19 protein-coding genes and 1 tRNA gene are annotated in these 24672 nt (G+C 69.8%); 9 read left to right on the top strand and 11 right to left on the bottom strand.

The window, feature by feature from the left end:
- Positions 1-64 precede the first annotated feature (64 nt).
- From M2283_RS18005 to M2283_RS17990, 4 genes are all read left to right on the top strand, one after another.
- Positions 65-1504, top strand: coding sequence for a pyridoxal phosphate-dependent decarboxylase family protein (locus M2283_RS18005; protein WP_280877273.1), 1440 nt, complete (start codon positions 65-67; stop codon positions 1502-1504).
- A 102-nt stretch (positions 1505-1606) separates the two neighbouring features.
- Positions 1607-3028 carry a lysine N(6)-hydroxylase/L-ornithine N(5)-oxygenase family protein gene (locus M2283_RS18000; protein ID WP_280877272.1) on the top strand — a complete coding sequence of 474 codons (1422 nt, stop codon included), beginning with the start codon at positions 1607-1609 and terminating at the stop codon, positions 3026-3028.
- Between the two features lie 100 nt (positions 3029-3128).
- The gene (locus M2283_RS17995; protein ID WP_280877271.1) at positions 3129-4280 is read left to right on the top strand and encodes a GDSL-type esterase/lipase family protein; all 1152 of its coding nucleotides are present in this window, start codon (positions 3129-3131) and stop codon (positions 4278-4280) included.
- A 203-nt stretch (positions 4281-4483) separates the two neighbouring features.
- On the top strand, positions 4484-5488 hold the full coding sequence (locus M2283_RS17990) for a chitinase (RefSeq protein WP_280877270.1): 1005 nt from the start codon (positions 4484-4486) through the stop codon (positions 5486-5488).
- A gap of 84 nt (positions 5489-5572) precedes the next feature.
- Here M2283_RS17990 and M2283_RS17985 read toward each other — a convergent pair whose 3' ends face one another.
- Complete coding sequence (locus tag M2283_RS17985; protein WP_280877269.1) at positions 5573-7381, bottom strand: bifunctional metallophosphatase/5'-nucleotidase; 1809 nt, start codon at positions 7379-7381, stop codon at positions 5573-5575.
- 150 nt (positions 7382-7531) lie between these two features.
- Here M2283_RS17985 and M2283_RS17980 point away from each other — a divergent pair, with 150 nt between their 5' ends.
- The gene (locus M2283_RS17980; RefSeq protein WP_280877268.1) at positions 7532-8260 is read left to right on the top strand and encodes an SIMPL domain-containing protein; all 729 of its coding nucleotides are present in this window, start codon (positions 7532-7534) and stop codon (positions 8258-8260) included.
- A 141-nt stretch (positions 8261-8401) separates the two neighbouring features.
- Positions 8402-9838, top strand: coding sequence for a pyruvate kinase (gene pyk / locus M2283_RS17975; protein ID WP_280877267.1), 1437 nt, complete (start codon positions 8402-8404; stop codon positions 9836-9838).
- Positions 9839-9894: 56 nt separating this feature from the next.
- Here the strand turns inward: pyk and M2283_RS17970 are convergent.
- Positions 9895-9977 (bottom strand) — tRNA-Leu (locus M2283_RS17970).
- A 94-nt stretch (positions 9978-10071) separates the two neighbouring features.
- Between M2283_RS17970 and M2283_RS17965 the strand changes: the two genes are divergently transcribed.
- Positions 10072-10728 (top strand): ANTAR domain-containing response regulator, encoded by a 657-nt coding sequence (locus tag M2283_RS17965; protein ID WP_280877266.1) that lies wholly within the window; start codon positions 10072-10074, stop codon positions 10726-10728.
- Positions 10729-10799: 71 nt separating this feature from the next.
- Here the strand turns inward: M2283_RS17965 and M2283_RS17960 are convergent, their stop codons facing one another.
- The 8 genes from M2283_RS17960 to M2283_RS17925 form a co-directional block, all read right to left on the bottom strand.
- The gene (locus tag M2283_RS17960; RefSeq protein WP_280877265.1) at positions 10800-11516 is read right to left on the bottom strand and encodes an ABC transporter ATP-binding protein; all 717 of its coding nucleotides are present in this window, start codon (positions 11514-11516) and stop codon (positions 10800-10802) included.
- On the bottom strand, positions 11513-12376 hold the full coding sequence (locus M2283_RS17955) for an ABC transporter ATP-binding protein (protein WP_280877264.1): 864 nt from the start codon (positions 12374-12376) through the stop codon (positions 11513-11515). The genes M2283_RS17960 and M2283_RS17955 overlap by 4 nt, the downstream gene beginning before the upstream one ends.
- Before the next feature lie 5 nt (positions 12377-12381).
- Entirely contained in the window at positions 12382-14181 is a 1800-nt protein-coding gene (locus M2283_RS17950; RefSeq protein WP_280877263.1) for a branched-chain amino acid ABC transporter permease, read from the bottom strand.
- On the bottom strand, positions 14178-15107 hold the full coding sequence (locus M2283_RS17945) for a branched-chain amino acid ABC transporter permease (protein WP_280877262.1): 930 nt from the start codon (positions 15105-15107) through the stop codon (positions 14178-14180). Before M2283_RS17945 ends, M2283_RS17950 begins: the two co-directional genes overlap by 4 nt.
- 147 nt (positions 15108-15254) lie before the next feature.
- Positions 15255-16472: a branched-chain amino acid ABC transporter substrate-binding protein gene (locus tag M2283_RS17940; RefSeq protein WP_280877637.1), complete on the bottom strand. Its 1218-nt coding sequence runs from the start codon at positions 16470-16472 to the stop codon at positions 15255-15257.
- Between the two features lie 225 nt (positions 16473-16697).
- Complete coding sequence (locus M2283_RS17935; protein WP_280877261.1) at positions 16698-17417, bottom strand: hypothetical protein; 720 nt, start codon at positions 17415-17417, stop codon at positions 16698-16700.
- An 82-nt stretch (positions 17418-17499) separates the two neighbouring features.
- Positions 17500-17988: a PaaI family thioesterase gene (locus M2283_RS17930; RefSeq protein ID WP_280877260.1), complete on the bottom strand. Its 489-nt coding sequence runs from the start codon at positions 17986-17988 to the stop codon at positions 17500-17502.
- Between the two features lie 62 nt (positions 17989-18050).
- Entirely contained in the window at positions 18051-20330 is a 2280-nt protein-coding gene (locus tag M2283_RS17925; RefSeq protein ID WP_280877259.1) for an FdhF/YdeP family oxidoreductase, read from the bottom strand.
- A gap of 146 nt (positions 20331-20476) precedes the next feature.
- Here M2283_RS17925 and polA point away from each other — a divergent pair, with 146 nt between their 5' ends.
- Together polA and M2283_RS17915 are read left to right on the top strand one after the other, a co-directional pair.
- Positions 20477-23203, top strand: a complete 2727-nt coding sequence (gene polA, locus M2283_RS17920; protein ID WP_280877258.1) for a DNA polymerase I — start codon at positions 20477-20479, stop codon at positions 23201-23203.
- A gap of 141 nt (positions 23204-23344) precedes the next feature.
- Positions 23345-23626: a hypothetical protein gene (locus M2283_RS17915; protein ID WP_280877257.1), complete on the top strand. Its 282-nt coding sequence runs from the start codon at positions 23345-23347 to the stop codon at positions 23624-23626.
- Here M2283_RS17915 and M2283_RS17910 read toward each other — a convergent pair.
- Entirely contained in the window at positions 23583-24452 is an 870-nt protein-coding gene (locus M2283_RS17910) for a DUF4184 family protein (protein WP_280877256.1), read from the bottom strand. The two genes, M2283_RS17915 and M2283_RS17910, sit on opposite strands and share 44 nt — an antisense overlap.
- Positions 24453-24672 lie beyond the last annotated feature (220 nt).

The following is a 24672-nucleotide window of genomic DNA, read 5'->3' as shown; positions in this document are numbered from 1 at the left end:
GGCGCGCCACCGCATCCGCGTACAAGCTGGAACTCCCTCTGCCCGGCGCCCCGGAGGTCACCTCATGAGCACGCCGCCCCTCGCCTCAGGCCCCGAAGGCCCCTACGCCCTGCGGCCCCTACTGGACACCGTGCTCGACGCGCTGCGGGACGGCACGCGCGCGCGGGGCGGGCCGCTGCCCTCGGGCGGCCCGGACGCGGTCGCCGCGCGGGTGCGGGACGTCGTGGGGGACGTACTGCCGGACGAGGGGGATCCGGACGCCCTGCACGCTCTCGTGCGGGCGCTCGCCGAGGGGGCCGCCGATCCGGCCGACCCGTTGTGCGCGGGGCATCTGCACTGCCCGCCGCTCGCCGTCGCCACCGCCGCGGACCTGGCCGCGAGCATCCTCAACCCGTCCCTCGACTCCTGGGACCAGGCGCCGGCCGCCGCCGAGCTGGAGGCCCAGGTCGCGCGGGAGCTGGCCCTGGAGGCCGGCGCCTCCGACGCCCTGGTCACCACCGGCGGCACCGAGTCCAACCAACTCGCCCTGCTGCTCGCCCGCGAGACCCAGGGCGCCGACGTCCGCCTCGTGTGCGGCGCCAACGCCCACCACTCGCTGGCCCGCGCCGCCTGGCTGCTCGGCCTGGCCGAACCGGTGATCGTGCCCGCCCCCGCCGGCACCCTCGACCCCGCCGCCCTCGACGCGGCCCTCACCGCCCTGCCCGGCCCCTGCCTCGTCGCCGCCACCGCCGGCACCACCGACGCCGGGCTCATCGACCCGCTGCCCGAGATCTCCGGCCTCTGCTCGGCCCACCGCGCCCGCCTCCACATCGACGCCGCCTACGGTGGCGGCCTGCTCTTCAGCGACCGCCACCGCGACAAGCTCGCCGGTCTGGAGCGCGCCCACACCATCACCCTCGACCTGCACAAACTCGGCTGGCAGCCGGTCGCCGCCGGGCTCCTCGCGGTACGCCACCCGCGCGACCTCGCCGCCCTGAACCAGCGCGCCGACTACCTCAACGCCGACGACGACATCGACGCCGGCCTCCCCGACCTCGTCGGCCGCTCCCTGCGCACCACCCGCCGCCCCGACATCCTCAAGATCGCCGTCACCCTCAAGACCCTCGGCCGCAGTGGCCTCGGCGCCCTCGTCGACCGGGTCTGCGACCGCGCCCGCGAGTTCGCCGCCCTCGTCCGCGACCACCCCGGCTTCGAGCTCCACGACCGGCCCACCATCAGCACGGTCCTGTTCCGGCCCGCCCACGCCACCGACGACGCCGTGGCCGCCGTACGCCGAAGACTCCTCACCGACGGCCGCGCGGTTCTCGGCCGCGCCCGCATGGACGACCGCCTCTGGCTCAAGGCGACCTTCCTCAACCCCGCCACCCGGCCCGCCGACCTGGCCGCTCTCCTCGACGCTGTGGCCACGGTCGTCGCACCGGTCGTCGAGTCGGTCGCCAAGGAACTCGTCGACGAAATCCCCGCAGGGCCGGCCGACAATCCCGCCGAAAGCCTTGCCGAGTAGCCCGGCGAGCCCTCTCGGCGCCCCGCGCCGAACTCCCGAACAGCCTGCCGACGCACCTCCGTCGACGAAACCGCCGAAGCACCCGCGGAAGGAAATCCCCCCATGAGCACCACCCCCAACCCCCCGCATCCCGAACCCGAGGCGCCCCGTGACCTGGTCGGCATCGGCATCGGCCCCTTCAACCTCTCGCTCGCCGCCCTCGCCCACCCGCTTGCGGAACTCGACATCGCCTTCTACGAGCAGCGGCCCGCCTTCGGCTGGCACTCCGGGCTGCTCATCGACGGCGCCCGCATCCAAGTCCCGTTCCTCGCCGACCTGGTGAGCCTCGCCGACCCCGCCAGCCCCTGGTCGTTCCTCAACCACCTCAAGGGCCGCGACCGGCTCTTCCCGTTCTACTTCTCCGAGCGCTTCCACATCCAGCGCGCCGAGTACGACGCCTACTGCCGCTGGGTCGCCGAGAGCCTGCCCGGACTCCACTTCGGCCACCAGGTCGACGCCGTCCGCTGGAACCCCGAACGCGACGTCTTCGAGGTCGACTTCACCCAGCTCGACGCCGACGGCGAGGCCGAGGCGCTCGGGCGGACGTACACGAAGAACATCGTGCTCGGCGTGGGCACCGAGCCCTACGTCCCCGAACCGCTGAAACCGCTCGTCGAGGCACCCACCGTGCCGGTCGTGCACTCCGCCGACTATCTCGCCCACCGCGAGACGCTGTTGGCGGCCGAACACATCACCGTCGTCGGCTCGGGACAGTCCGGCGCCGAGGTCTTCCTCGACCTGCTGCGCGCCCGCCCGACCGGCCGCGAGGGACTGCACTGGGTCGGCCGCACCGAGGCCTTCGCGCCCATGGAGTACTCCAGGCTCGGCCTGGAACACTTCACCCCCGACTACACCCGCTACTTCCACGCCCTGCCCGAAGGCGTCCGCGAGCGGCTCGGCACCACCCAGTGGCAGCTCCACAAGGGCATCGACGCCGACACCATCGCCGCCATCCACGAAGAGCTCTACCGCCGTACCCTGCACGGAGGTTGGCCCGACGCCGTCCTCACCCCGGGCGTCCGCGTCCGCACCGCCGGCCGGATCGGCGCCACCAAGGTCGAACTCCATCTGGAACACGTCCAGCAGAACACCCGCTCCCGCCTGACCACCGACGCCGTCGTCCTCGCCACCGGCTACCGCGAACGCCCCCTCGACCGCATCCTCGCCGGCATCGACCCCTATCTGCGCCGCGACAGCCGCGAACGCCCGCGCGTCGACGAGGAGTTCAGGCTGGTGACCGATCCCGCCGTCACCGGCTCGGTGTACGTCCAGAACGCCGAACGCCACACCCACGGCGTCGGCAGCCCCGACCTGGGCCTCGCCGCCTGGCGCAGCGCGACCATCCTCAACTCCCTGACCGGGAAGGAGACGTACTCGCTGCCGACCCGCACGGCCTTCACCACCTTCGGGCTCGACCAGCGCCAACCGCACATCCCGCAGGCCCGCCAGGCCCAGGTCCTCACCCCGCTCGTCGAGGGAACGTGACACCGGCGGCGCGGTGACGCCGGCGCGAAGCCACATCGACGAAAGGCCGCAAAGGGTCAACGGGGGGAAGAATCCGTCCGGCGGGGGCGTTGGGCCCGCCATGACCTCGACCTGGATCGCCGCCCACCGCTCCGCCGTCATCGACCCGTACGAGGCCTTCGAACTCTTCGAAGCCCGGGGCTTCACCGACCAGACCGTCCGCCAGTCGCTGCGTCTGGCCGGCGGCGGCGAGGCGCTGCGCGTCCGGTTCAGCAACCGCTACGGCAAGGAGCCCCTGCGCATCGGCGGCGCCCATCTCGCCGTCCGCACCCGGGCCAGCCGGATCGACCCCACCAGCGACACACCCCTGCGCTTCGCGGGCGCCGAGGACACCACGATCCCGGTCGGCGAGGAACTCGTCAGCGATCCGGTCGAGTTGCCCGTCAGCGCGGGGGAGGAGCTCACCGTCACCCTCTACCTGCCCGGCGACACCGGTCTGAGCACCTACTCCGCGATCCCCTACGACGTCGGCCACGCCGTCCCCGGTGACCGGCTCTCCGCCGAAGTCCTCGAAGACGCCGAGGAGTTGTCCACCGGGCACTACCTCACGGGTGTGGACGTCCTGGCCCCCGAGGGCACCCGGATCGCCGTCGCGTTCGGCGACTCCTGGATCGAGGGCGCGGCCACCACCCCCGGCACCGACAACAGCTTCCCCGCCCAGCTCGGCCGCCGCCTGACCCGCGGCTGGATCGTCAATCAGGGCATCTCCGCCAACCGCCTGCTCACCGACGCGGTCGGCGACCACCTGCTGTCCCGGGTCGACCGCGACGTCCTCGCCGTGCCCGGCGTCAGCCACGTCCTGGTCCACATCGGCCTCAACGACCTGGGCCTGCCCGGCACCCTCGCGTACCCCGAGCCCGCCACCGAACGGCCCACCGCCGCCGACCTGATCGCGGGCCTCCGCATGCTCGCCGCCCGTCTGCACGCCGCCGGACTCACCGTCGTCGCCAGCACGATCGGCCCCTACGCCGGTGCCGTCTATCCCGGCTACGACAGCGAGGCCGGCCAGGCCGCCCGCCGCGAGGTCAACTCCTGGCTGCTCGGCGCCGATCACCCCTTCGACGGCATCGTCGACGCGGCCGCCGCCGTCGCGGACCCGGCCCGACCGGACCGTATCCGCGCGGAGTTCGACTCCGGCGACGGCCTGCACGTCAACGACGCCGGCGCGAAGGCCATCGCCGCCGCCGTCGACGTCACGCTGCTGGACCTCTAGCCGCTGGACCTTCGGCCGCCGGGCTCTGGAAGACCGGCGTCGACGCCAACCGTCCTTTTCCGACGCATGGGTTGACGGGGGTATTGGTCTAGGCCTTAATGGCTCACAGTCCGTTCACATGAACAGAGGTTGTTCAGAGTTGTGAACTGGCATGGCTTCCTCTACCCCCACCAGCGCCGCGTGCGCTGCATCTTGGAGGACTCATGCGTCGAAACAGCCGATACGCGCTGGCCGTTGCCGCTGCCGCAAGTGCGACAGTGGCCGCCGTTCTCGCCCCCTCGGCGTCCGCCGCCCCGGCGGCGGCGAACCCCGGCCCCGGCTTCCCCGCCCGGTACTCCGCGCCCTACGCGGAGACCTGGAACTCGCCTTCCGCCCTCGCCAACGCGCGCAACGCCACCGGGCAGAAGTACTTCACCCTCGCCTTCGTCATCGCCGGCAACGGCTGCAACGCGACGTTCAACGGCGACACGGCCATCAACAACGCCTCCTGGACCTCCGCCATCAACTCGCTGCGCGCGGCGGGCGGGGACGTCATCGCCTCCTTCGGCGGCGCCTCCGGCACGGAACTGGGTCTCGCCTGCACCTCGGTCTCGACCCTCAAGGCCCAGTACAAGAAGGTCATCGACACCCTCAACCTCACCCGCGTCGACCTCGACATCGAGGGCTCGACCCTCAACAACACGGCCGCCAACGACCGGCGCAACAAGGCCCTGGCGCAGTTGCAGAGCGAGTACGCGACGGCAGGGCGCAAGCTCGACGTCCAGTACACCCTGCCGGTCAACCCCACCGGCCTGGAGCAGAACTCGATCAATCTGCTCAACAACGCCAAGAGCAACGCCCTGACCGTCAACCTGGTCAACATCATGACCATGGACTACGGGCCGGCCATGAACATGGGCAAGGCGGCCACCGACGCGGCGACCGCCCTGCACGACCAGCTGGGCCGGATCTGGACGACCAAGACCTCGGCGCAGCTGTGGGCCATGGAGGGCAACACCCCCATGATCGGGGTCAACGACACCCAGGCCGAGGTGTTCAGCACCGCGAACGCGACGACGCTCGCCAACTTCGCGGCGAGCAAGGGCATTCAGGAGCTGTCGTTCTGGTCGCTCGGCCGCGACAAGGCCTGTGCGACCAACGGCCAGCTCTCCGACACCTGCAGCGGCACCTCGCAGAGCGCGTACCAGTTCACCCGGACACTGCGCTGACCCGAGGGAGGGTGTGACCCACCCCCGGCCGACGGTGCCTCGGACATCCGAAGTCCGAGGCACCGCCAGGAGACTGACCGACCGTCAGAAGACCGGCGTGCCGTTCCGCGTGAGCTTCCAGTCCACCGACGCGAAGTCCACCGGGTCCAGCTCACCCTTCGCGGTCACCCACTCCGCGATCCGGGTGCGGATCTCCGTCGACTCCGACCACACCTCGGTCGCGGAGGCCACGTGCGGGAACGCGCCGCCGCCGTTGGCGCGGTAGTTGTTCACCGCGAGCACGAACTGCTGCGCGTCGTCCAGCGCCGCCCCGTTGTACGTCAGGTTCTTGATCCGCGCACCGGCCGCCTGCGCGATGTCGATGTCGTACCGGAACCCCGACACGTAGTCGTAGTTGTAGTCGGGGCGGTTGTTCGCGTTGGTCAGCTTCTCCGGGTCGATCGCCGCGTCCGCGGCCGTCTGCACGAAGTACTCCGCCGAGTACTCCAGGTACGCCCGGACCTGCGCACCCGTCAGCACCTTCGCGACCAGCGTGTTGTCGTACACGTACAGCCCCGACAGGTCGCGGATCGTCACCTCGCCCGCCGGGATCTCCGAGGTCCGCGAGAACGGCGAGGCCTGCGCGACCACCGGCAGCGAGGCGTACGCGGTGCCCACCAGGGCCGCCTTGACCACGTCCTCCTGGACCTTGGTGATCAGGTCGATGATCGGGGCGTCCTTGTAGCGCGCGTCGACCGTCGTCAGCGTCTGCGTGGCGGTGCCGACCACCTGGTTGACGTACTCGACGACCTTCGCGTGCTCGTCCGAAAGGAGCCGGGTGATCTTCGGGTCGTCGGCGACCGTGTTGGTGTTGACGACCTTGGAGGAGACCGACTCGACGCTCCACCGCCCCTTGGCGAAGACCAGCTCGACGTCGAACTGCGACAGCCGCTCCGCGAACGCCAGCGGCTCCGAAAGCACCACCGTCTTCCCGGTCTTGGCGTTGGTGACCTTCAACTCCGGGATCTCCACGTGCGCGTGGCCCACCAGGATCGCGTCGATGCCGGGCACCTGCTGCGCCACCAGCGCCGCCGAGTTCTCCACGTACGGCAGCTGGTCACCGTAGGACGAAGTGCCGGACGAACCGGAGTGCGCCGACACGACCACCACGTCCGCGCCCATCGACCGCAGCTTCGGCACCCACTTCGCGGCCTGCTCCTCCAGACCCGGGAACGTCAACTTGCCCTGCACATACGCCTTGTCCCAGATCGCGATGCCCGGGTTGGTCAGCCCCAGCACGGCCACCTTGACCGGCGGCGCGCCCTTCACGTGGAACTTCTTGATGAAGTACGGCGGGAAGGCGGGCTTGAGCGTCTTCGCGTCCAGCGCGTTCGCACCGAGGAGCGGGAAGCGGCACTGGTCCTCGAACTTGCGCAGCGTCTCGATGCCGTAGTTGAACTCGTGGTTGCCCAGCGCCACCGCGTCGTACCCGATCGCGTTCATCGCCTGCGCCATCGGGTGCACCGGGCCGCCCTTGGCGGTGATCGGGTCGACCTTCGCGTAGTAGTACGTCAGCGGGGTGCCCTGGATCGTGTCGCCGGCGTCCAGCAGCAGCGTGTTCTCGCGGCCCCGTTCCTTGCGGATCCGGTTCACCAGCGTCGAGATCCGGGCCAGGCCCTGCGCGTTGCCGGCCGTGTCCGTGTACTCCGCGTCCTTGAAGTAGTCCCAGTTGAAGACGTGCCCGTGCAGGTCGGTGGTGCCCAGGACCGTGAGGGAGTACCGCTTCGCCTTCGCGGGCTTCTTCATCGCGCTCTCCGCTGCCTGTGCCGAGGGTGCCGCCGCCGCACCGGCCAGCGCGACCCCGGCGCCCGTCACGGCGGACTTCTTCAGGAACTTCCTGCGGTTCAAGGGCATCTCTGGCTCTCCTCGGGGAATGGTCAACAACGCGCGTAGATTCTGACGCGTCCACGACCGACGGCAACAGGTCTCTGAGGTTGCGATCTGGTGACCTAACCTGTGCGCTCTCCGGCCCGTACCCAGCTAAGAAGTGACAGAGTTGGGCGTATGGCCACCCCTTCGAGCACCCCGTCGCCGGACACCCCCCAGCCCGCCGTCCCCTACGGCACCCCCGACGCTCCGCGCATCGCCGTCCGCGGCGAGGCCCGCCTCGAAGTCGACCCCGAGATCGCCCGCATCGGCATCACGGTCGCCTCCCGCGGCAAGGACCGCCGCGCCGCCCTGGACGACCTCACCCGCCGCAACGCCACCGCCCTGGACCTCGTGAAGACGTACGGCGACGCCGTCGAGCGGCTGGAGACCGGGCACTTCTCCATCACCCCCGAGCTCACTCAGCGTGGCCGCGGCGAACGCGTCCGCACGTATCACGGCAGCGTGCACATCACCGCCGAGCTCACCGACTTCACCGCCCTCGGCGAACTCACCACCCGCCTCGCCGACCTCGACCTCACTCGCGTCGACGGCCCCTGGTGGGCCCTGCGCCCCGACTCGCCCGTACACCGCCAGGCCCGCCAGCAGGCGGTACGCGAAGCCGTGCAGCGCGCCCGCGAATACGCGGAGGCCCTGGACGCCGGCCTCGCCGCGCTCGTCGAGCTGGCCGATATCGGCGCCGAGAACGCCCAGCCTTATCCACAGTCCCCGGGCCGTATGCGCTCGATGGCCTACGGGGCCGCCGCCGAGGACACCGCCGTCGCGGCCCTCGACCTGGAACCCCAGCGCCAGCACGTCCACGCCCAGGTCAACGCCCGTTTCACCATGACACCGCCCCGACTGTAGAAAGGTTCGGCCGGCAGAAAAATGCTCATCGGAGCGCCCCACCGCACAATTCAATACTTGTCAATAGCCCTTCACTCAAAGGTTGTTGAGTGGTCATACACGACCAATTCTCTACTCGCCGGTAAGGCCTAGGCTCGAACTATGCGCCGAGCAAAGATCGTCTGTACTCTGGGGCCCGCCACCGACTCGTACGACCAGATCAAGGCACTGGTCGAAGCCGGAATGGACGTCGCCCGATTCAACCTCAGCCACGGCAGCTACGCCGAGCACGAGGAGCGCTACCAGCGCGTGCGAAAGGCCGCGGACGAGACCGGCCGCAGCGTCGGAATCCTCGCCGACCTTCAAGGCCCGAAGATCCGACTCGGCCGTTTCACCGAAGGCCCCGTACTCCTTGAACGTGGAGACACCTTCATCATCACCGTCGAGGACGGCGCCGAGGGCGACCGGAACTCCTGCGGTACGACCTACGCGGGCCTCGCCGGTGATGTCACCCCCGGTGAGCGCGTCCTGGTCGACGACGGCAAGGTCTGCCTCGAAGTCACCGCCGTCGACGGCCCCCGCGTGCACACCACCGTCGTCGAGGGCGGCATGGTCTCCGACCACAAGGGCCTCAACCTCCCCGGTGTCGCCGTCTCCGTCCCCGCCCTCTCCGACAAGGACGAGGCAGACCTCCGCTGGGCCCTGCGCATCGGCTGTGACGTCATCGCCCTCTCCTTCGTCCGCAGCGGCAAGGACATCGAGGCCGTCCACCGGATCATGGACGAGGAGGGCCGCCGCCTCCCGGTGATCGCCAAGGTCGAGAAGCCGCAGGCCGTGGAGTCGATCGACGACATCGTCGCGGCCTTCGACGGCATCATGGTCGCCCGAGGCGACCTCGGCGTCGAGATGCCCCTGGAGCAGGTGCCGATCGTCCAGAAGCGCGCGATCAAGCTGGCGAAGCGCAACGCCAAGCCGGTCATCGTCGCCACCCAGATGCTCGAATCGATGATCGAGAACTCCCGCCCCACCAGGGCCGAGGCGAGCGACGTGGCGAACGCGGTGATCGACGGCGCGGACGCGGTGATGCTGTCCGGCGAGACCAGCGTCGGCAAGTACCCCGTCGCGACCGTCAGCACCATGTCCCGGATCGTCGAGGCGGCCGAGGAGGACATCCTCGCCAAGGGCCTCCCGCCGCTGACCGAGCGGAACAAGCCCCGCACCCAGGGCGGCGCGGTGGCCCGCGCGGCGGCGGAGATGGGCGACTTCCTCGGCGCCAAGTTCCTGGTCGCCTTCACCCAGTCCGGCGACACGGCCCGCCGGCTGTCCCGCTACCGCTCGCCGATCCCGATGCTGGCCTTCACCCCGGAACCGGCCACCCGCTCCCAGCTCAACCTCACCTGGGGCATCGAGACCTTCATCGGCCCGCACGTCGACTCCACCGACGCCATGGTCGACCAGGTCGACGAACTGCTCCTGAAGTACGGCCGCTGCGAGAAGGGCGACATCGTCGTCATCACGGCGGGTTCTCCGCCCGGAGTCTCCGGTGCCACCAACCTGGTCCGCGTCCACCACATCGGTGAGGACGACAGCCCCAAGTAGCCCTGCGGGCATGAAAAAAGCGGATGTTCACGAGAGCGTGGACATCCGCTTCTGGGTGCCGGGTGCGGGATTCGAACCCGCACGTCCTTTCGGACAGATGTGTTTGAGACATCAGCGTCTGCCATTCCGCCAACCCGGCTGGCCAACCCCACAGGAGTGTACCGGGTGACCTTACTGCGTCGCAGCTAGGTAGGCTCTTGTCAGCACCACCCCGCCCGGAACGAGGAGCCCCCGTGACCGCCCCCGAGTCGCCCCAGCCCGTGGACGCGCCCGACGACGACAAGTCGCACGTGCCTCCGCTGACGACCCGCGTCGTCATCGCCGAGGACGAGGCGCTGATCCGCCTCGACCTCAAAGAGATGCTGGAGGAAGAGGGCTACAGCGTCGTCGGCGAGGCCGGTGACGGTGAGCAGGCGATCGAACTGGCCCGCGAGCACCAGCCCGACCTGGTCATCCTCGATGTGAAGATGCCCAAGCTGGACGGCATCTCCGCGGCCGAGAAGATCGCCGAGGAGCGCATCGCCCCGGTGCTGATGCTCACCGCGTTCTCGCAGCGCGACCTCGTCGAGCGGGCTCGGGACGCCGGCGCCATGGCGTACCTGGTCAAGCCGTTCAGCAAGAGCGACGTCGTGCCGGCGATCGAGATGGCCGTATCGCGCTTCACGGAGCTGAAGGAGCTGGAGAAGGAGGTCGCCGACCTCAGCCAGCGCCTGGAGACGCGCAAGCTGGTCGACCGGGCCAAGTCCATCCTGCAGACCGCGTACGGGCTGACCGAGCCCGCCGCGTTCCGGTGGATCCAGAAGACCTCCATGGACCGCCGGATGTCGATGCAGCAGGTCGCCGAGGCGGTCATCCAGGACGCGGACGAGAAGAAGAGCGGCAAGGGCTGAGCCCACGCCGGACACGACGGAGGCCCGCACCCCTGACAGGGGGTGCGGGCCTCCGTCGTCGCGCGAGGCGGCTAGTCCTCGCCCAGGTACGCCTTGCGTACCGACTCGTCGTGCAGCAGGTCCTGGCCGGTGCCGGACAGGACGATGTTGCCGACCTCCATGACGTGACCCTGGTCGGCCAGCGACAGGGCGGCCTGGGCGTTCTGCTCGACCAGCAGGATCGTCGTGCCCTGGGACTTCAGCTCGACGATCGTCGACATGATCTTCTGCATCATGATCGGCGACAGACCCATGGAGGGCTCGTCCAGCATGAGCAGCTTGGGCTGGGACATGAGCGCGCGGCCCATCGCCAGCATCTGCTGCTCACCGCCCGAGAGGGTGCCCGCGGCCTGCTTGCGCCGCTCCCCGAGGATCGAGAAGAGGTCGTAGGCCCGCTGGATGTCCTTCTCGATGCCCTCCTTGTCCTTGCGGAGGAAGGCGCCGAGCCGGAGGTTGTCCTCGATGGTCAGCCGCGGAAAGATGTGCCGGCCCTCGGGGGAGTGGGCCAGGCCCAGCGCGACGATCTTGTGCGCGGCGACACCGTTGAGCGGCTGCCCCTCGAACGTGATCTTGCCGGAGCTGGGCTTGAGCAGCCCCGAGAGGGTGCGCAGGGTCGTCGTCTTGCCGGCGCCGTTGGTGCCGATGAGGGTGACGACCTGGCCGGCCTCGACCTTGAAGGAGATGCCCTTGACGGCCTCGATCTTGCCGTAGGCGACGCGGAGGTCCTCGACCTCGAGCAGCGTGGTCACTGGACGTCTCCCTTGGTGGTGCCGGGGGTGCTGTCCGCGACGGCGCCGGCCTCCGCGGCGGCGCTCTCCGGGGCCTCGGCCGCCCCGGGGTCGCCCTCGAAGGGCTCGCCCAGGTAGGCCGCGATGACCCGCTCGTCGGCCTGGACGACCTCGGAGGTGCCCTCGACCAGCTTCTCGCCCTGGACGAGGACGGCGACGCGGTCGCAGAGGTTGAAGATGAAGCGCATGTCGTGCTCGATGACGAGAACGGCGACGCCCTTGTCGCGGATGGCGAAGACGAGTTCCTCGGTCGTCCGCGTCTCCTGCGGGTTCATGCCGGCCGTCGGCTCGTCCAGGAGCAGCAGACCGGGCTCGGACGCCAGCGCCCGGGCGATCTCCAGCTTGCGCTGCTCGCCGTAGGGCAGGTTGCGGGCGAGGTGGTCGCGCTTGTGGGCGAGACCGATGAACTCCAGGAGTTCCATGGCCCGTTCCTCGCTGGCACGCTCGGCCTTCTTGAAGCCGGGACCGCGCAGCAGCGCCGACCAGAGACCTTCCTTCGTCCGCGTGTGCCGGCCGACCAGGACGTTCTCCAGGACGGTCATGTTCGCGAACAGCCGGATGTTCTGGAACGTACGGGCGATGCCCGCCTTCGTCACCAGGTGCGGCTTCGGCGGCAGGACGGTGCCCTTGTAGGAGACCGTGCCCTCCGTCGGGACGTACAGGCCGGTCAGGCAGTTGAAGAACGTTGTCTTGCCGGCGCCGTTCGGGCCGATCAGACCCACGATCTCACCGGAGTTGACGGTGAAGTCGACGGAACGCACGGCGGTCAGACCGCCGAAGCGCATCGTGACGTCGCGGGCTTCGAGTACAGGTGTCGTCATGGCTCCTACGCCCCTGCCTTCGTGACGGCCGGCTCGTCGCTGAGCGTTTCGGTGTCTGGTACGTCGAGTTGGCCGGTCTCGTGGAACTCGAGCTGTCGGCGGCGGTTGGCGATGATGCCCTCGGGACGGAAGCGCATCAGGAGGATGAGCGCGATACCGAAGGCGAGCAGCGACTTGTCCTGGAGGAAGACGAGCTTCTCCGGGAGCAGGTAGAGCAGCGCCGCGCCGAGCAGCGGACCCGCGACCGTGCCCATGCCGCCGAGGACGACGGCGGCAAGGAGGAAGGCCGAGTTGGGCGGGGTGGAACCGGCGAACTGGTACGGGTTGGGCACCACGCTGTACGTCACGTGCGCGCTGACCGTACCGGCGAGGCCGGCCAGGGAGGCGCCGAGCGCGAAGGCGATCAGCTTGACCCGGAAGCCGTTGATGCCCATCGCGGTGGCGGCGGTCTCGTCCTCGCGGATGGCGATCCAGGAGCGGCCGATACGGGAGTCGGCGGCCCGCGTGTAGACCAGGACCACGAGGGCCATGATCAGGACCATCAGCAGGTAGTAGTTGGCGAACCGGCCGAGGGTGAAGCCGGCGATGTCGTGCGGGTTGCCGAAGTTGAAGCCGAAGAACGACAGGTCCGGGATGGACGGGATGCCGTTGGGGCCGTTGGTGATGTCCGGTCCGGACTGGCCGTCCATGTTGTTGACGGCGATACGGAAGATCTCTCCGAAGCCGAGGGTGACGATGGCCAGGTAGTCGCCGCGCAGCCGCAGGGTCGGTGCGCCGATGAGCACGCCGAAGATCAGCGAGGCGGCGGCACCGGCGATGGCGGCGGCCCAGAAGGGGAACTGGACGCCGGAGAACTTGGAGAACTCGGAACCGGAGACCAGGGCCGCGGTGTAGGCGCCGACGCCGAGGAAGGCGACGTATCCGAGGTCCAGGAGGCCGGCGAGGCCGACGACGATGTTCAGGCCCAGGGCGACCGTCCCGAAGATCAGGATGTTGACGCCGATGTTGGCGTAGTGGTCGTCGGTCTGGGTGAACGGGAAGGCGATGGCCGCGACGAAGCCCATGGCGAGGGCGAAGCTGCGGTTCGCGGCGACGATGTGCGAGAACCGGTCGAGGAGACCGGCGGTGTGCATCGCCCACAGCGCGAAGACGACGACGATGAGGTAGCCGACGAAGAGCTCGCCGTACTCGGTGTCGATGCCGTAGGTGAAGACGCCGAGCCCGATGATGCTGACGACCGTGATCGCGGCCCGCTGGATCCAGGGAGCGGTGGGCGCGGGGGCGGAGATGCGGTCGGGCTTGGCGACGTACGCCTTGAGGGTGTCCTTCGTGGTCTCGCCGACCGGCTCCGGGAGGGCGAGGGCGCCGAGGACGGGCAGCAGGGAGGCGACGGCGGCCACCCAGCCGCCGGGCTCCAGGTTGGCCAGGCCGTCGAGCTTGGTGGCGATCGCGATGACCGTGTACCAGGTGGTGCCGAAGCCGCCGAGGGCCAGGAGCACCAGGGGCGCGTTGTTGCGGGCGGGCAGGAGCCAGCCGAGGCCGCGGACACCGTAGGAGGCGATCGTGAAGAGGGCCGTGAGGACGCCGGCGGTGAAGGTGAGCCACTGCAGGCCGCCGGGGTAGCCGGTGACGGTGAGGTCGCCGGGGAACTCGGAGGTCCACGTCCAGGACAGGAACGCGGAGGCCGCGGTGGCGATGCCGCCGACGAGGAGGAGCGCGCGGGCGGCGGACACCGGGAGGGGGATCAGGCCGCGCGGGGCGATGGCCGCGGACGGGTTCTTGGTCGTCTCGGTCACGCTGATCACGCCCTGTCCGCGACGCGCTCACCGAGCAGCCCCTGAGGCCTGAACAGGAGCACGAGGATGAGGAGAACGAACGCCCAGACGTTGGCCCAGCTCTGACCGCCGAGCTTGTCCATGCCGGGGATGCCGTCGATGTACGCGGAGGCGAGGGTCTCGGCGACACCGAGCACGATGCCGCCGAGCATGGCGCCGTAGATGTTGCCGATGCCACCGAGGACGGCCGCGGTGAAGGCCTTCAGGCCCATGAGGAAGCCCATGCGGTAGTCGATGCTGCCGTACTTGAGGCCGTAGGCGACCGCGGCGACCGCGGCGAAGAAACCGCCGATGGCGAAGGCGATGACGATGATGCGGTTGGTGTCGATGCCCATGAGCTGCGCGGTGTCCGGGTCCTGCGCGGTGGCCTGCATGGCGCGGCCGGTACGGCTCTTGCGCACGAACCAGGCCAGGCCCGACATGCAGACGATGGCGGCGACGACCAGGAAGATGTCGGCGTCCTTGATGGTGACGGAGCCGATGTCGTGTGTGGCGTCCAGGCCGGGGAAGGCGCGGGCGCGGTCGGCACCGGGGTAGAAGTTGCGGACGAGTTCCTGGAGAGCCAGGGAGAGACCGATGGCGGTGATGAGCGGTGCCAGGCGTGGTGCTCCGCGCAGAGGTCGGTAGGCGAACCGTTCCGCTCCGACCGCGATGAGGACGGCGACGATCGCACCGCCTATCAGCATCAGGGGGACGGCGACGGCCAGGGTGGTGCCGTCGGGCAGGATGTAGAGGTAGACCGTGAGGGCGCCGAAGGCCCCGGTCATGAAGATCTCGCCGTGCGCGAAGTTAATGAGCTGGACGATGCCGTACACCATCGTGTAGCCGATGGCGATCAGCCCGTACATCGAGCCTAGAAGCAGCCCGTTGGCCAGCTGCTGCGGCAGGGTGTTCACCGCATGGCCTCCATGTCGCTGGGTCGTGTGCACAGATTCGGTGGAGTTGTGCACGGGGCGTGTACAAGGTCTGGGTGTGGAAACGGGCCGCGCGGTCGGGGTCCTCCTTCCGCGCGGCCCGTGGTGCGACGTGCTGGGGCTGACAGATCAGCCCACGGTGCCCGTCTTGACAGCCTTCCACGCACCGTTCGTGACCTGGTAGACCGTGAGCTGCTTGTTGCCGGTGTCGCCGTACTGGTCGAAGGAGACCTTGCCGGTGATGCCCTCGAAGTCCGACTTCTGGACCTCGGGGATGAGCTTGGAGCGCACGTCGTTGATGTCGCTGGGCAGCTTGTCGCCGTTCGCGTCCTTGACGGCCTTCAGCGCCTTGATGATCGCCGAGGCGGCGTCGTAGGAGTAACCGCCGTAGGCGCCGTAGTCACCCTTGTAGCCCTTGGCCTTGTAGGTCTCCACGAACTGCTTGGCGGCCGGCAGGGTGTCGACCGGGACGCCGACGGAGGTGGCGAGGTCGCCCTCGGAGGCCTTGCCCGCGGTCTCGATGTAGGTCGAGGCGAACATGCCGTCACCGCCGAACAGCGGGATCTTCACGCCGGCGTCCTTGAGCTGCTTGGTGATCAGCGAGGACTCGTCGTACTGGCCGCCGTAGTAGAGCAGGTCGGCGCCGGAGTTCTTGATCTTGGTGACGAGCGAACCGAAGTCCTTGTCACCGGTGTTGACGTGGTCCGTCTGGACGACCGTGCCGCCGAGCCCCTTGAACTTCTCGCCGAAGATCTTCGCCAGGCCGGCGCCGTAGGTCTGCTTGTCGTCGACGACGAAGGCCTTCTTCTTCTTGAGGCCGTTGAACGCGTAGTCGGCGGCGAAGCTGCCCTGCAGCTCGTCGGTGGTGGCGGTGCGGAAGTACGTCTTGTACGGCCGCTTCTTGTCCGTCTGCCAGTTCTTGCCCTGGGTCAGCTCGGGGTTGGTGTTCGAGGGGGAGATCTCGACCATGTTGGCGGAGGCGAACACCTGCTGCATCGACTGGGCGACGCCGGAGTTCAGCGGGCCGACGGTGCCGATGACGGTCTTGTCGCCGACCAGGGCCGTGGCGTTCTGCTGGCCGCTGGCGGGCTGGGCCTTGTCGTCCAGGGCCTTGACCTTGAACTTGACGCCCGGGACCCAGTTGTTCTTGTTGGCGTCGTCGACGGCGACCTGAACGCCGTACTGGATGCCGAGGCCGGTGGTCGAGTTCTCGCCGGACAGCGGAGCGTCCACGCCGATGGTGTAGGTCGTGGTGCCGCTGTCGCCCTTGTCACCGCTGTCGTCTCGGGAGCCGCAGGCGGTGAGGGTCAGAGCTCCGCTCGTAAGAACGGAGGTAAGTATCACCAAGGAACGCTGTCGCACAATCAGTCCTTTCGCAGGCACGCTCGCCTAGGTGAGGGCGGTGGATGCCTCTGGTACCGAACTCCCGATGGAGCGGTGACTGGCCGTGACTCTAAGCCCGTCTGTAGGCAGCGGCATCGCCGTAGCCCTGCTTGTGACTTTCTTGTTATGCCGTGATGCGGGGCGAGCCCGGCGAAAGAGGGCTCTCAGCCGTTTTGGCGGATTTTCCTCTCAGTCCGCATTCTGAGAACCCGCACTTCCGGTTGGCCGCGGCCCTGGTAGCAAGGTTGCCGGGCCGCAGGCCCCGTGCAGGAGCTCGGAAAGGTCCCGGGCGTACCCGCCGTCGAAGATGAAACTGTGGCGTTGTATTGCGCGTGTGTTACGCAGCGTTACGTCGAGAAAAGGGAGGTCCGCGTTCACGGGCAGTCCCGAACAGTCGGATACGGATATTTCGACGGCGATCGGCAGCGGGGTCCCGGCGTGCACGGTGAGGCTCCGCTCGGGTGTGGCGTGCGCGGTGAGGCCGGGGAAGGCGGCGCCGTCGACCCGCACGGTGACCGGTGGCCCGTGGTCGACGGACACGGCGAAATAGAAGAGACCGCTGGTGACACGGGAATCGGGCGAGGCCGGGGTGGTGGGAGCGGCGGCGCGTCCCAGGTACTCCCAGCTGGTGACGTTGGCGGGATACGGGCGGGGCTGGGGCGGGTCGGCCCGGTCGGGGGCGCCGGCGGTCGGCAGCAGCACAACTCCGGCCACGGCCACGACGATCACGCCCGTGGAACGGACGGCCCTGCGGGTCCTGGGCGGCAACGCGCCCCAGCGGCCGGTGAGTCGGTGGGACAGCCGGTTCGTGAACCCGTCGCCGAGGCGCGGCGCGTCGGTACCGATGACGTCGTGACTCTCGTCCGCCTCGGGCCCGTTGACGGGTTCGACGGGCCCGATGCCGCTCATGACCGCAGCCTCATGGGGAAACGGTAGGTCAGGGCGCCGGAGCCGGAAAGACGCTGCGCCGCACGGGAGCGATCGGGGCCCGTCAGCCGGTGGCGGGCACCTGTGCCCCGTCTGCGGGGCGCGCGTCCCGCAGCAGACAGGTCAGCCGCGCGGTGCACACCCGCCGGCCCTCCTCGTCACTGATCACGATCTCGTACGTCGCCGTGGAGCGCCCCCGGTGCACGGGCGTGGCCACGCCGGTCACCAGGCCGGAGCGGGCGCCGCGGTGGTGGGTGCAGTTCAGGTCGACGCCGACCGCGATCTTGGAGCTGCCGCCGTGCAGCATCGACCCCAGCGAGCCGAGGGTCTCGGCGAGGACCGCCGACGCGCCTCCGTGCAGCAGCCCGTACGGCTGGGTGTTCCCCTCCACCGGCATCGTCCCGACGACACGGTCCGCGGACGCCTCCACGATCTCCACGCCCATGCGCGTGCCGAGGTGTCCCGCGGAGAACAGGGCCACCAGGTCGACGCCGAGCGCCGAGTACTCGTCGATGACCTCCTGCGGGAACTTCCCTTGCTGCTGCTCGCCCATGGGGCCGGCTCCGTTCCTCGTACGCCTGACTGGCTGGACCTGACTGACAGCTGAGCAAACGCTCAGTCGGTGGTCGATTGTTCCAGACGGACGACGACGGACTTGCTGGCCGGGGTGTTGCTGGTGTCGGCGGTGGCGTCGAGCGGGACCAGGACGTTGGTCTCCGGGTAGTACGCCGCCGCGCAGCCCCGTGCCGTCGGGTAGTGCACGACGCGGAAGCCCGGCGCGCGCCGCTCGACGCCGTCCTTCCACTCGCCGACCAGGTCGACGTACGACCCGTCGGCGATGCCCAGCACGCGCGCGTCCTCGGCGTTCACGAGCACCACCCGGCGCCCGTTCTTGATGCCCCGGTAGCGGTCGTCCAGGCCGTAGATCGTGGTGTTGTACTGGTCGTGCGAGCGCAGCGTCTGCAACAGCAGCCGGCCCTCGGGCAGTTGGGGGAACTCGACCGGTGCCGCGGTGAAGTTGGCCTTGCCGGTGGCGGTCGGGAAGCGGCGCTCGTCGCGCGGGGCGTGCGGGAGCGCGAAGCCTCCGGGATGCGCCACGCGCGCGTTGAAGTCGGTGAAGCCCGGGATCACGCGCGCGATGCGGTCGCGGACCGTCGCGTAGTCCTTCTCGAACTCCTCCCAGGGAGTGCGGGATTCCTCGCCCAGGACGCGCCGGGCGAGACGGCACACGATGGCCGGCTCGGACAGCAGGTGGCTGCTCGCGGGCTCCAGGCGGCCCCGGGAGGCGTGCACCATGCCCATCGAGTCCTCGACGGTCACGAACTGCTCGCCGCCGCCCTGGAGATCGCGCTCGGTGCGGCCCAGGGTGGGCAGGATCAGCGCCCGCGCGCCCGTGACGGCGTGCGAGCGGTTGAGCTTGGTCGACACGTGCACGGTGAGGCGGGCCCGGCGCATGGCCGCCTCGGTGACGTCCGTGTCGGGGGAGGCGGAGACGAAGTTGCCGCCCATGGCGAAGAAGACCTTCGCCACACCGTCGCGCAGGGCGCCGATGGCCCGTACGACGTCGTAGCCGTGCTCGCGCGGCGGGGCGAAGCCGAACTCCTTCTCCAGGGCGTCCAGGAAAGCCGGCGCGGGGCGCTCGAAGATGCCCATGGTGCGGTCGCCCTGCACGTTGCTGTGACCGCGCACCGGGCACACGCCCGCGCCCGGGCGGCCGATGTTGCCGCGCAGCAGAAGGAAGTTGACCACCTCGCGGATGGTCGGCACCGAGTGCTTGTGCTGGGTCAGGCCCATCGCCCAGCACACGATCGTGCGCTCGGAGGCGAGCACCATGCCGAGCGCCTTCTCGATCTCCGTGCGCGTGAGGCCCGTCGCGGCCAGCGTCTGCTCCCAGTCGGCGGCGCGGGCGGCCTCGGCGAACTCCTCGAAGCCGTGGGTGTGTTCGTCGACGAAAGTCCGGTCGACGGCACCTTCCGTCTCCAGGACGAGTTTGTTGAGGAGCCGGAACAGGGCCTGGTCGCCGCCGAGGCGGATCTGCAGGAACAGGTCGGTGAGCGCGGCGCCCTTGAGCATGCCCTGCGGGGTCTGCGGGTTCTTGAAGCGCTCAAGTCCCGCCTCGGGCAGCGGGTTGACGCTGATGATCTTCGCGCCGTTGGACTTGGCCTTCTCCAGGGCGGAGAGCATGCGCGGGTGGTTGGTGCCCGGGTTCTGGCCGGCCACGACGATCAGGTCGGCCTTGTACAGGTCCTCCAGCAGGACGCTGCCCTTGCCGATGCCGATGGTCTCGTTGAGTGCCGAACCGGACGACTCGTGGCACATGTTGGAGCAGTCCGGCAGGTTGTTCGTGCCGAACTCGCGGGCGAAGAGCTGATAGAGGAACGCGGCCTCGTTGCTGGTGCGGCCGGACGTGTAGAAGAGCGCCTCGTCGGGGGAGCCGAGGGCGTGCAGTTCCTCGGCGACGATGTCGAAGGCGCGCTCCCAGGACACCGGTTCGTAGTGCGTGCCGCCCTCGGGGACGTACATGGGATGGGTGAGGCGGCCCTGCTGGCCGAGCCAGTAGCCGCTCCTGGTCGCGAGGTCGGCGACCGGGTGCGCGGCGAAGAACTCCGGGGTGACCCGGCGCAGGGTGGCCTCCTCGGCGACCGCCTTCGCGCCGTTCTCACAGAACTCCGCCGCGTGCCGGTGGTCCGGCTCAGGCCAGGCACAGCCCGGGCAGTCGAAGCCGTCCTTCTGGTTGACCCGCAGCAGCGTCAACGCGGTGCGCTTCACGCCCATCTGCTGCTGGGCGATGCGCAGGGTGTGCCCGATCGCGGGCAGTCCCGCCGCCGCGTGCTTGGGCTCGACGACCTTCGGGGCGTCCTGGACCGGATCGCCCTGAGGCGGCTTCGTGGCCATCGAGCACTCTCCTTCACAGACACGTGCGGGATACATCTTCGATCCTCGCACGCACCGCTCACAGCGAGGGTGCCAGGGCACTCGGAGAGAGGGCGTCAGCGCGTGCGGAGGTCTGAGTGTCAGTGGCTCGTGGCAGGATCGGGGGCGTGGCAGAGACAGCAGCGAAGAAGACCGAGAAAACCGCCGGCGGCAAGCGTCCCAGGCTGATGCTCATGGACGGGCATTCGCTGGCGTACCGCGCGTTCTTCGCGCTGCCCGCGGAGAACTTCACGACGGCGACGGGCCAGCCGACCAACGCGATCTACGGCTTCGCGTCGATGCTGGCCAACACCCTGCGTGACGAGGAGCCCACGCACTTCGCGGTGGCCTTCGACGTCTCCCGCAAGACCTGGCGCTCCGAGGAGTTCACGGAGTACAAGGCGAACCGCTCCAAGACCCCGGACGAGTTCAAGGGCCAGGTCGAGCTGATCGGCGAGCTGCTGGACACGATGCACGTGTCGCGGTTCGCGGTCGACGGCTTCGAGGCGGACGACGTCATCGCCACCCTCGCCACCCAGGCCGAGGCCGAGGGCTTCGAGGTGCTGATCGTCACCGGCGACCGCGACTCCTTCCAGCTGGTCACCGAGCACACGACGGTGCTGTACCCGACCAAGGGCGTCTCCGAGCTGACCCGGTTCACGCCGGCGAAGGTCGAGGAGAAGTACGGCCTCACCCCCGCGCAGTACCCCGACTTCGCGGCCCTGCGCGGCGACCCGTCCGACAACCTGCCGGGCATCCCCGGGGTCGGTGAGAAGACGGCCGCGAAGTGGATCAACCAGTTCGGTTCCTTCGCCGAGTTGGTCGAGCGCGTCGACGAGGTCAAGGGCAAGGCCGGACAGAACCTGCGCGACCATCTGGACGCGGTCAAGCTCAACCGCCGCCTGACCGAGATGGTGCGCACGGTCGAGCTGCCCAAGACGGTGATCGACCTGGAGCGCGAGCCCTACGACCGCAAGGCGCTCGCGCTGGTCCTGGACACCCTGGAGATCAGGAACCCCTCGCTGCGCGAGCGGCTGCTGGCCGTGGACCCGGGCGCCGAGGAGGCCGAGGGCACCCCGGTCGTCGCGGACGGCGTCGAGGTGGACGGCACGGTGCTCGGCACCGGCGAGCTGCCCGGCTGGCTCACCGAGCACGGCACCGGCACCCTCGGGGTCGCCACGGTCGACACCTGGGCGCTGGGCACCGGCTCGGTCGCCGAGGTCGCGCTCGCCGCCTCCGACGGCGCGGCCGCCTGGTTCGACCCGACCCAGCTGGACGAGGCAGACGAGAGGGCGTTCGCCGCCTGGCTGGCCGACGCGGCGCAGCCCAAGGTCTTCCACAACGTCAAGGGCGCGATGCGGGTCTTCGCCGAGCACGGCTGGAGCGTCGCCGGCGTCGCCATGGACACCGCGCTCGCCGCCTACCTGGTCAAGCCGGGCCGCCGCTCCTTCGACCTGGACGCGCTGTCCCTGGAGTACCTGGGCCGCGAGCTCACCCCCGCCGCGGCGGCCGACGGCCAGCTGGCCTTCGGCACCGACGAGGGCGCCGAGGCCGAGGCCCTGATGATCCAGGCACGCGCCGTCCTCGACCTGGGCGAGGCCTTCGAGGGCCGCCTCCAGGAGGTCGGCGCCGCGGACCTGCTGCGCGATGTGGAGCTGCCCACCTCAGCCCTGCTGGCCCGCCTGGAGCGGCACGGCATCGCGGCCGACCGGGCCCACCTGGAGACCATGGAGCAGATGTTCGCGGGCGCCGTCCAGCAGGCGGTGAAGGAGGCGCACGCGGCGGCCGGGCACGAGTTCAACCTGGGTTCGCCCAAGCAGCTCCAGGAGGTCCTCTTCGGCGAACTGGGCCTGCCCAAGACCAAGAAGACGAAGACCGGCTACACCACGGACGCCGACGCGCTGGCCTGGCTGGCAGGGCAGACGGACAACGAGCTGCCGGTGATCATGCTCCGCCACCGCGAGCAGGCCAAGCTCCGTGTCACCGTCGAGGGCCTGATCAAGACGATCGCGACGGACGGCCGCATCCACACCACCTTCAACCAGACGGTCGCGGCCACCGGCCGTCTCTCCTCGACCGACCCGAACCTGCAGAACATCCCGGTCCGCACCGACGAGGGCCGCGCGATCCGCCGGGGCTTCGTGGTCGGCGAGGGCTACGAGTCGCTGATGACCGCCGACTACAGCCAGATCGAACTGCGCGTGATGGCCCACCTTTCCGAGGACGAGGGACTTCTGGAGGCGTTCACCTCCGGCGAGGACCTGCACAACACGGTGGCGGCGCAGGTCTTCTCGGTCGACAAGGACCACGTCGACGCGGAGATGCGCCGCAAGATCAAGGCGATGTCGTACGGACTGGCGTACGGCCTGTCGGCCTTCGGCCTCTCCCAGCAGCTGAACATCGACGCGGGCGAGGCCAGGGTCCTGATGGACACCTACTTCGAGCGCTTCGGCGGCGTGCGGGACTATCTGCGCCGCGCGGTCGACGAGGCCCGGGCGACCGGTTACACGGCGACCCTCTTCGGGCGCCGCCGCTACCTGCCCGACCTCAACAGCGACAACCGCCAGCGGCGCGAAGCGGCCGAGCGGATGGCGCTGAACGCGCCGATCCAGGGCACCGCGGCCGACATCGTCAAGATCGCCATGCTGAACGTCGACAAGGCCCTGCGCGCGGCGGACCTCACCTCCCGGATGCTCCTCCAGGTCCACGACGAAATCGTCCTGGAGATCGCTCCCGGCGAGCGCAAGGCGGTGGAGGAGATCGTCCGCCACGAGATGGCCGACGCCGTCCACCTCAGGGCACCGCTGGACGTGTCGGTGGGCGTGGGCCCGGACTGGGAGTCGGCGGCGCACTAGCCTCCGGCGGTTCGACAGAGGGGGCGAGTCGGTGCAGGGCCCTGCAACGGAGCTCGGCGCGGACGCGCCCCCGCAGGGCCCGTCACTCACGTGGCCCCCGCAAAAGCGCCCCCGTCCCCGCCCTCCCGCAAGGATGCGGGCATGGGTATACGCATGCTCCACCGCCGGACGGCGTCAGCGCAGGCGAGCACCGACGCAAGCCCCCGTCTCGCGTTCACCTCGGTCCCGGTCTTCGCGGCCGACGCGAGCACCGCCCGCATCCCTGCCGAACCCGGCCTGGTCCTGCGGCGCAGGCTGCCCCGAGCGGCCCTCGACGCCCGTACCGGCTCGGGCGAGCCGTCCGCCTGGCGGCTCTGGGCCGGCCTGCTGGGCGATCACCTCATCCGGCTCGCCCGTCCCCGCCCCGACGGCTCGACCCCGTAAGCACACCCGCCGAGCCCTCCGCGGCAGGCGCCGGCCGCCACACCCGTACCCCCGCGGCGTACACCAACAAGCCCAGCACGAGTCCCGCGCCCGCTCCGAAGCAGACCGTGGGGATCAGTTCCCAGGGCTTGGCCGTCGAGCCCCAGTACGCCCACCAGCGCGTCGCCCGCTGCACCGCCGCGACCAGTGCGCAGCCGCCGATCACGGCACCGGCCCACCACCGGTCGCGTACCGACAGTGCGGGGACCCCCATGGGCCCGGCCACCGTGGGCACCTGCCGCAGGGCGCGGAGCAGGAACGCGCCGATCACGATCGCGGCCACCAGTGAGCCGCCGTACTGGACGTACCAGAAGAGCGGAAAGCCCGCGAGGTCCCGGTCCAGGACCGGCAGCAGCCGTACGCCCCACCGGTCGTGGTGCGTGAACGCGTCCCACACGACGTGCGTCAGGGCGCCCAGCGTCGCGGAGACGTACCAACGGGCCAGCAGGGAGGGGCGTACGCGCGCGTGGGGCCTTCCGCATCGCAGCAGGGCGGCGGGGCGGGGTTGCCGGGCCCGGGGCAGCAGGGCCACCAGTGGTTCGCGCAGCAGGAGCCACAGGACGACCAGTGCCCAGGAGACCAGGACGTCGAAGGTGAGGACGCCCGTGAAGGAGTGCGTGAATTCGCCGAATCGCATCGCCCCGGGAAGGGCACTCGCCGCGTAGTACGTCATGTCGGGTGCGAAGGAACCGGCCACGAGCACGGCCGGAACCAGTCGGCCCCGGCCCGTTCCGTCGGCGCGCACCGCGGGCAGTGCGGCGGCCGCGTGGCTGAGGGTGAACGGCAAGGGGGCTCCTCGTCGGCCGGGGTGGTCGCTGCGGTCCAGTATGCGGGCCGCGACAAGGCACCAACCTCATATGGCCAACCGGTGAAAATCGGGCACGAACGGGTGCCCGTGCAAAAGAAGTTGTCGTAGTGTCGCCTGGGTCGGCGTGCCGGTGGAGCCCGGGGGAGCGCGGTCGAACAGGTGAGAAAAGCGCCGAAATCGGTGACGAGGGCAACCGACG

Source organism: Streptomyces pseudovenezuelae, assembly GCF_029892565.1.
GTDB lineage: Bacteria > Actinomycetota > Actinomycetes > Streptomycetales > Streptomycetaceae > Streptomyces > Streptomyces pseudovenezuelae_A.
Note: the sequence above shows the minus strand (reverse complement) of the source record. Positions and strands in the feature narration are given on the sequence as shown.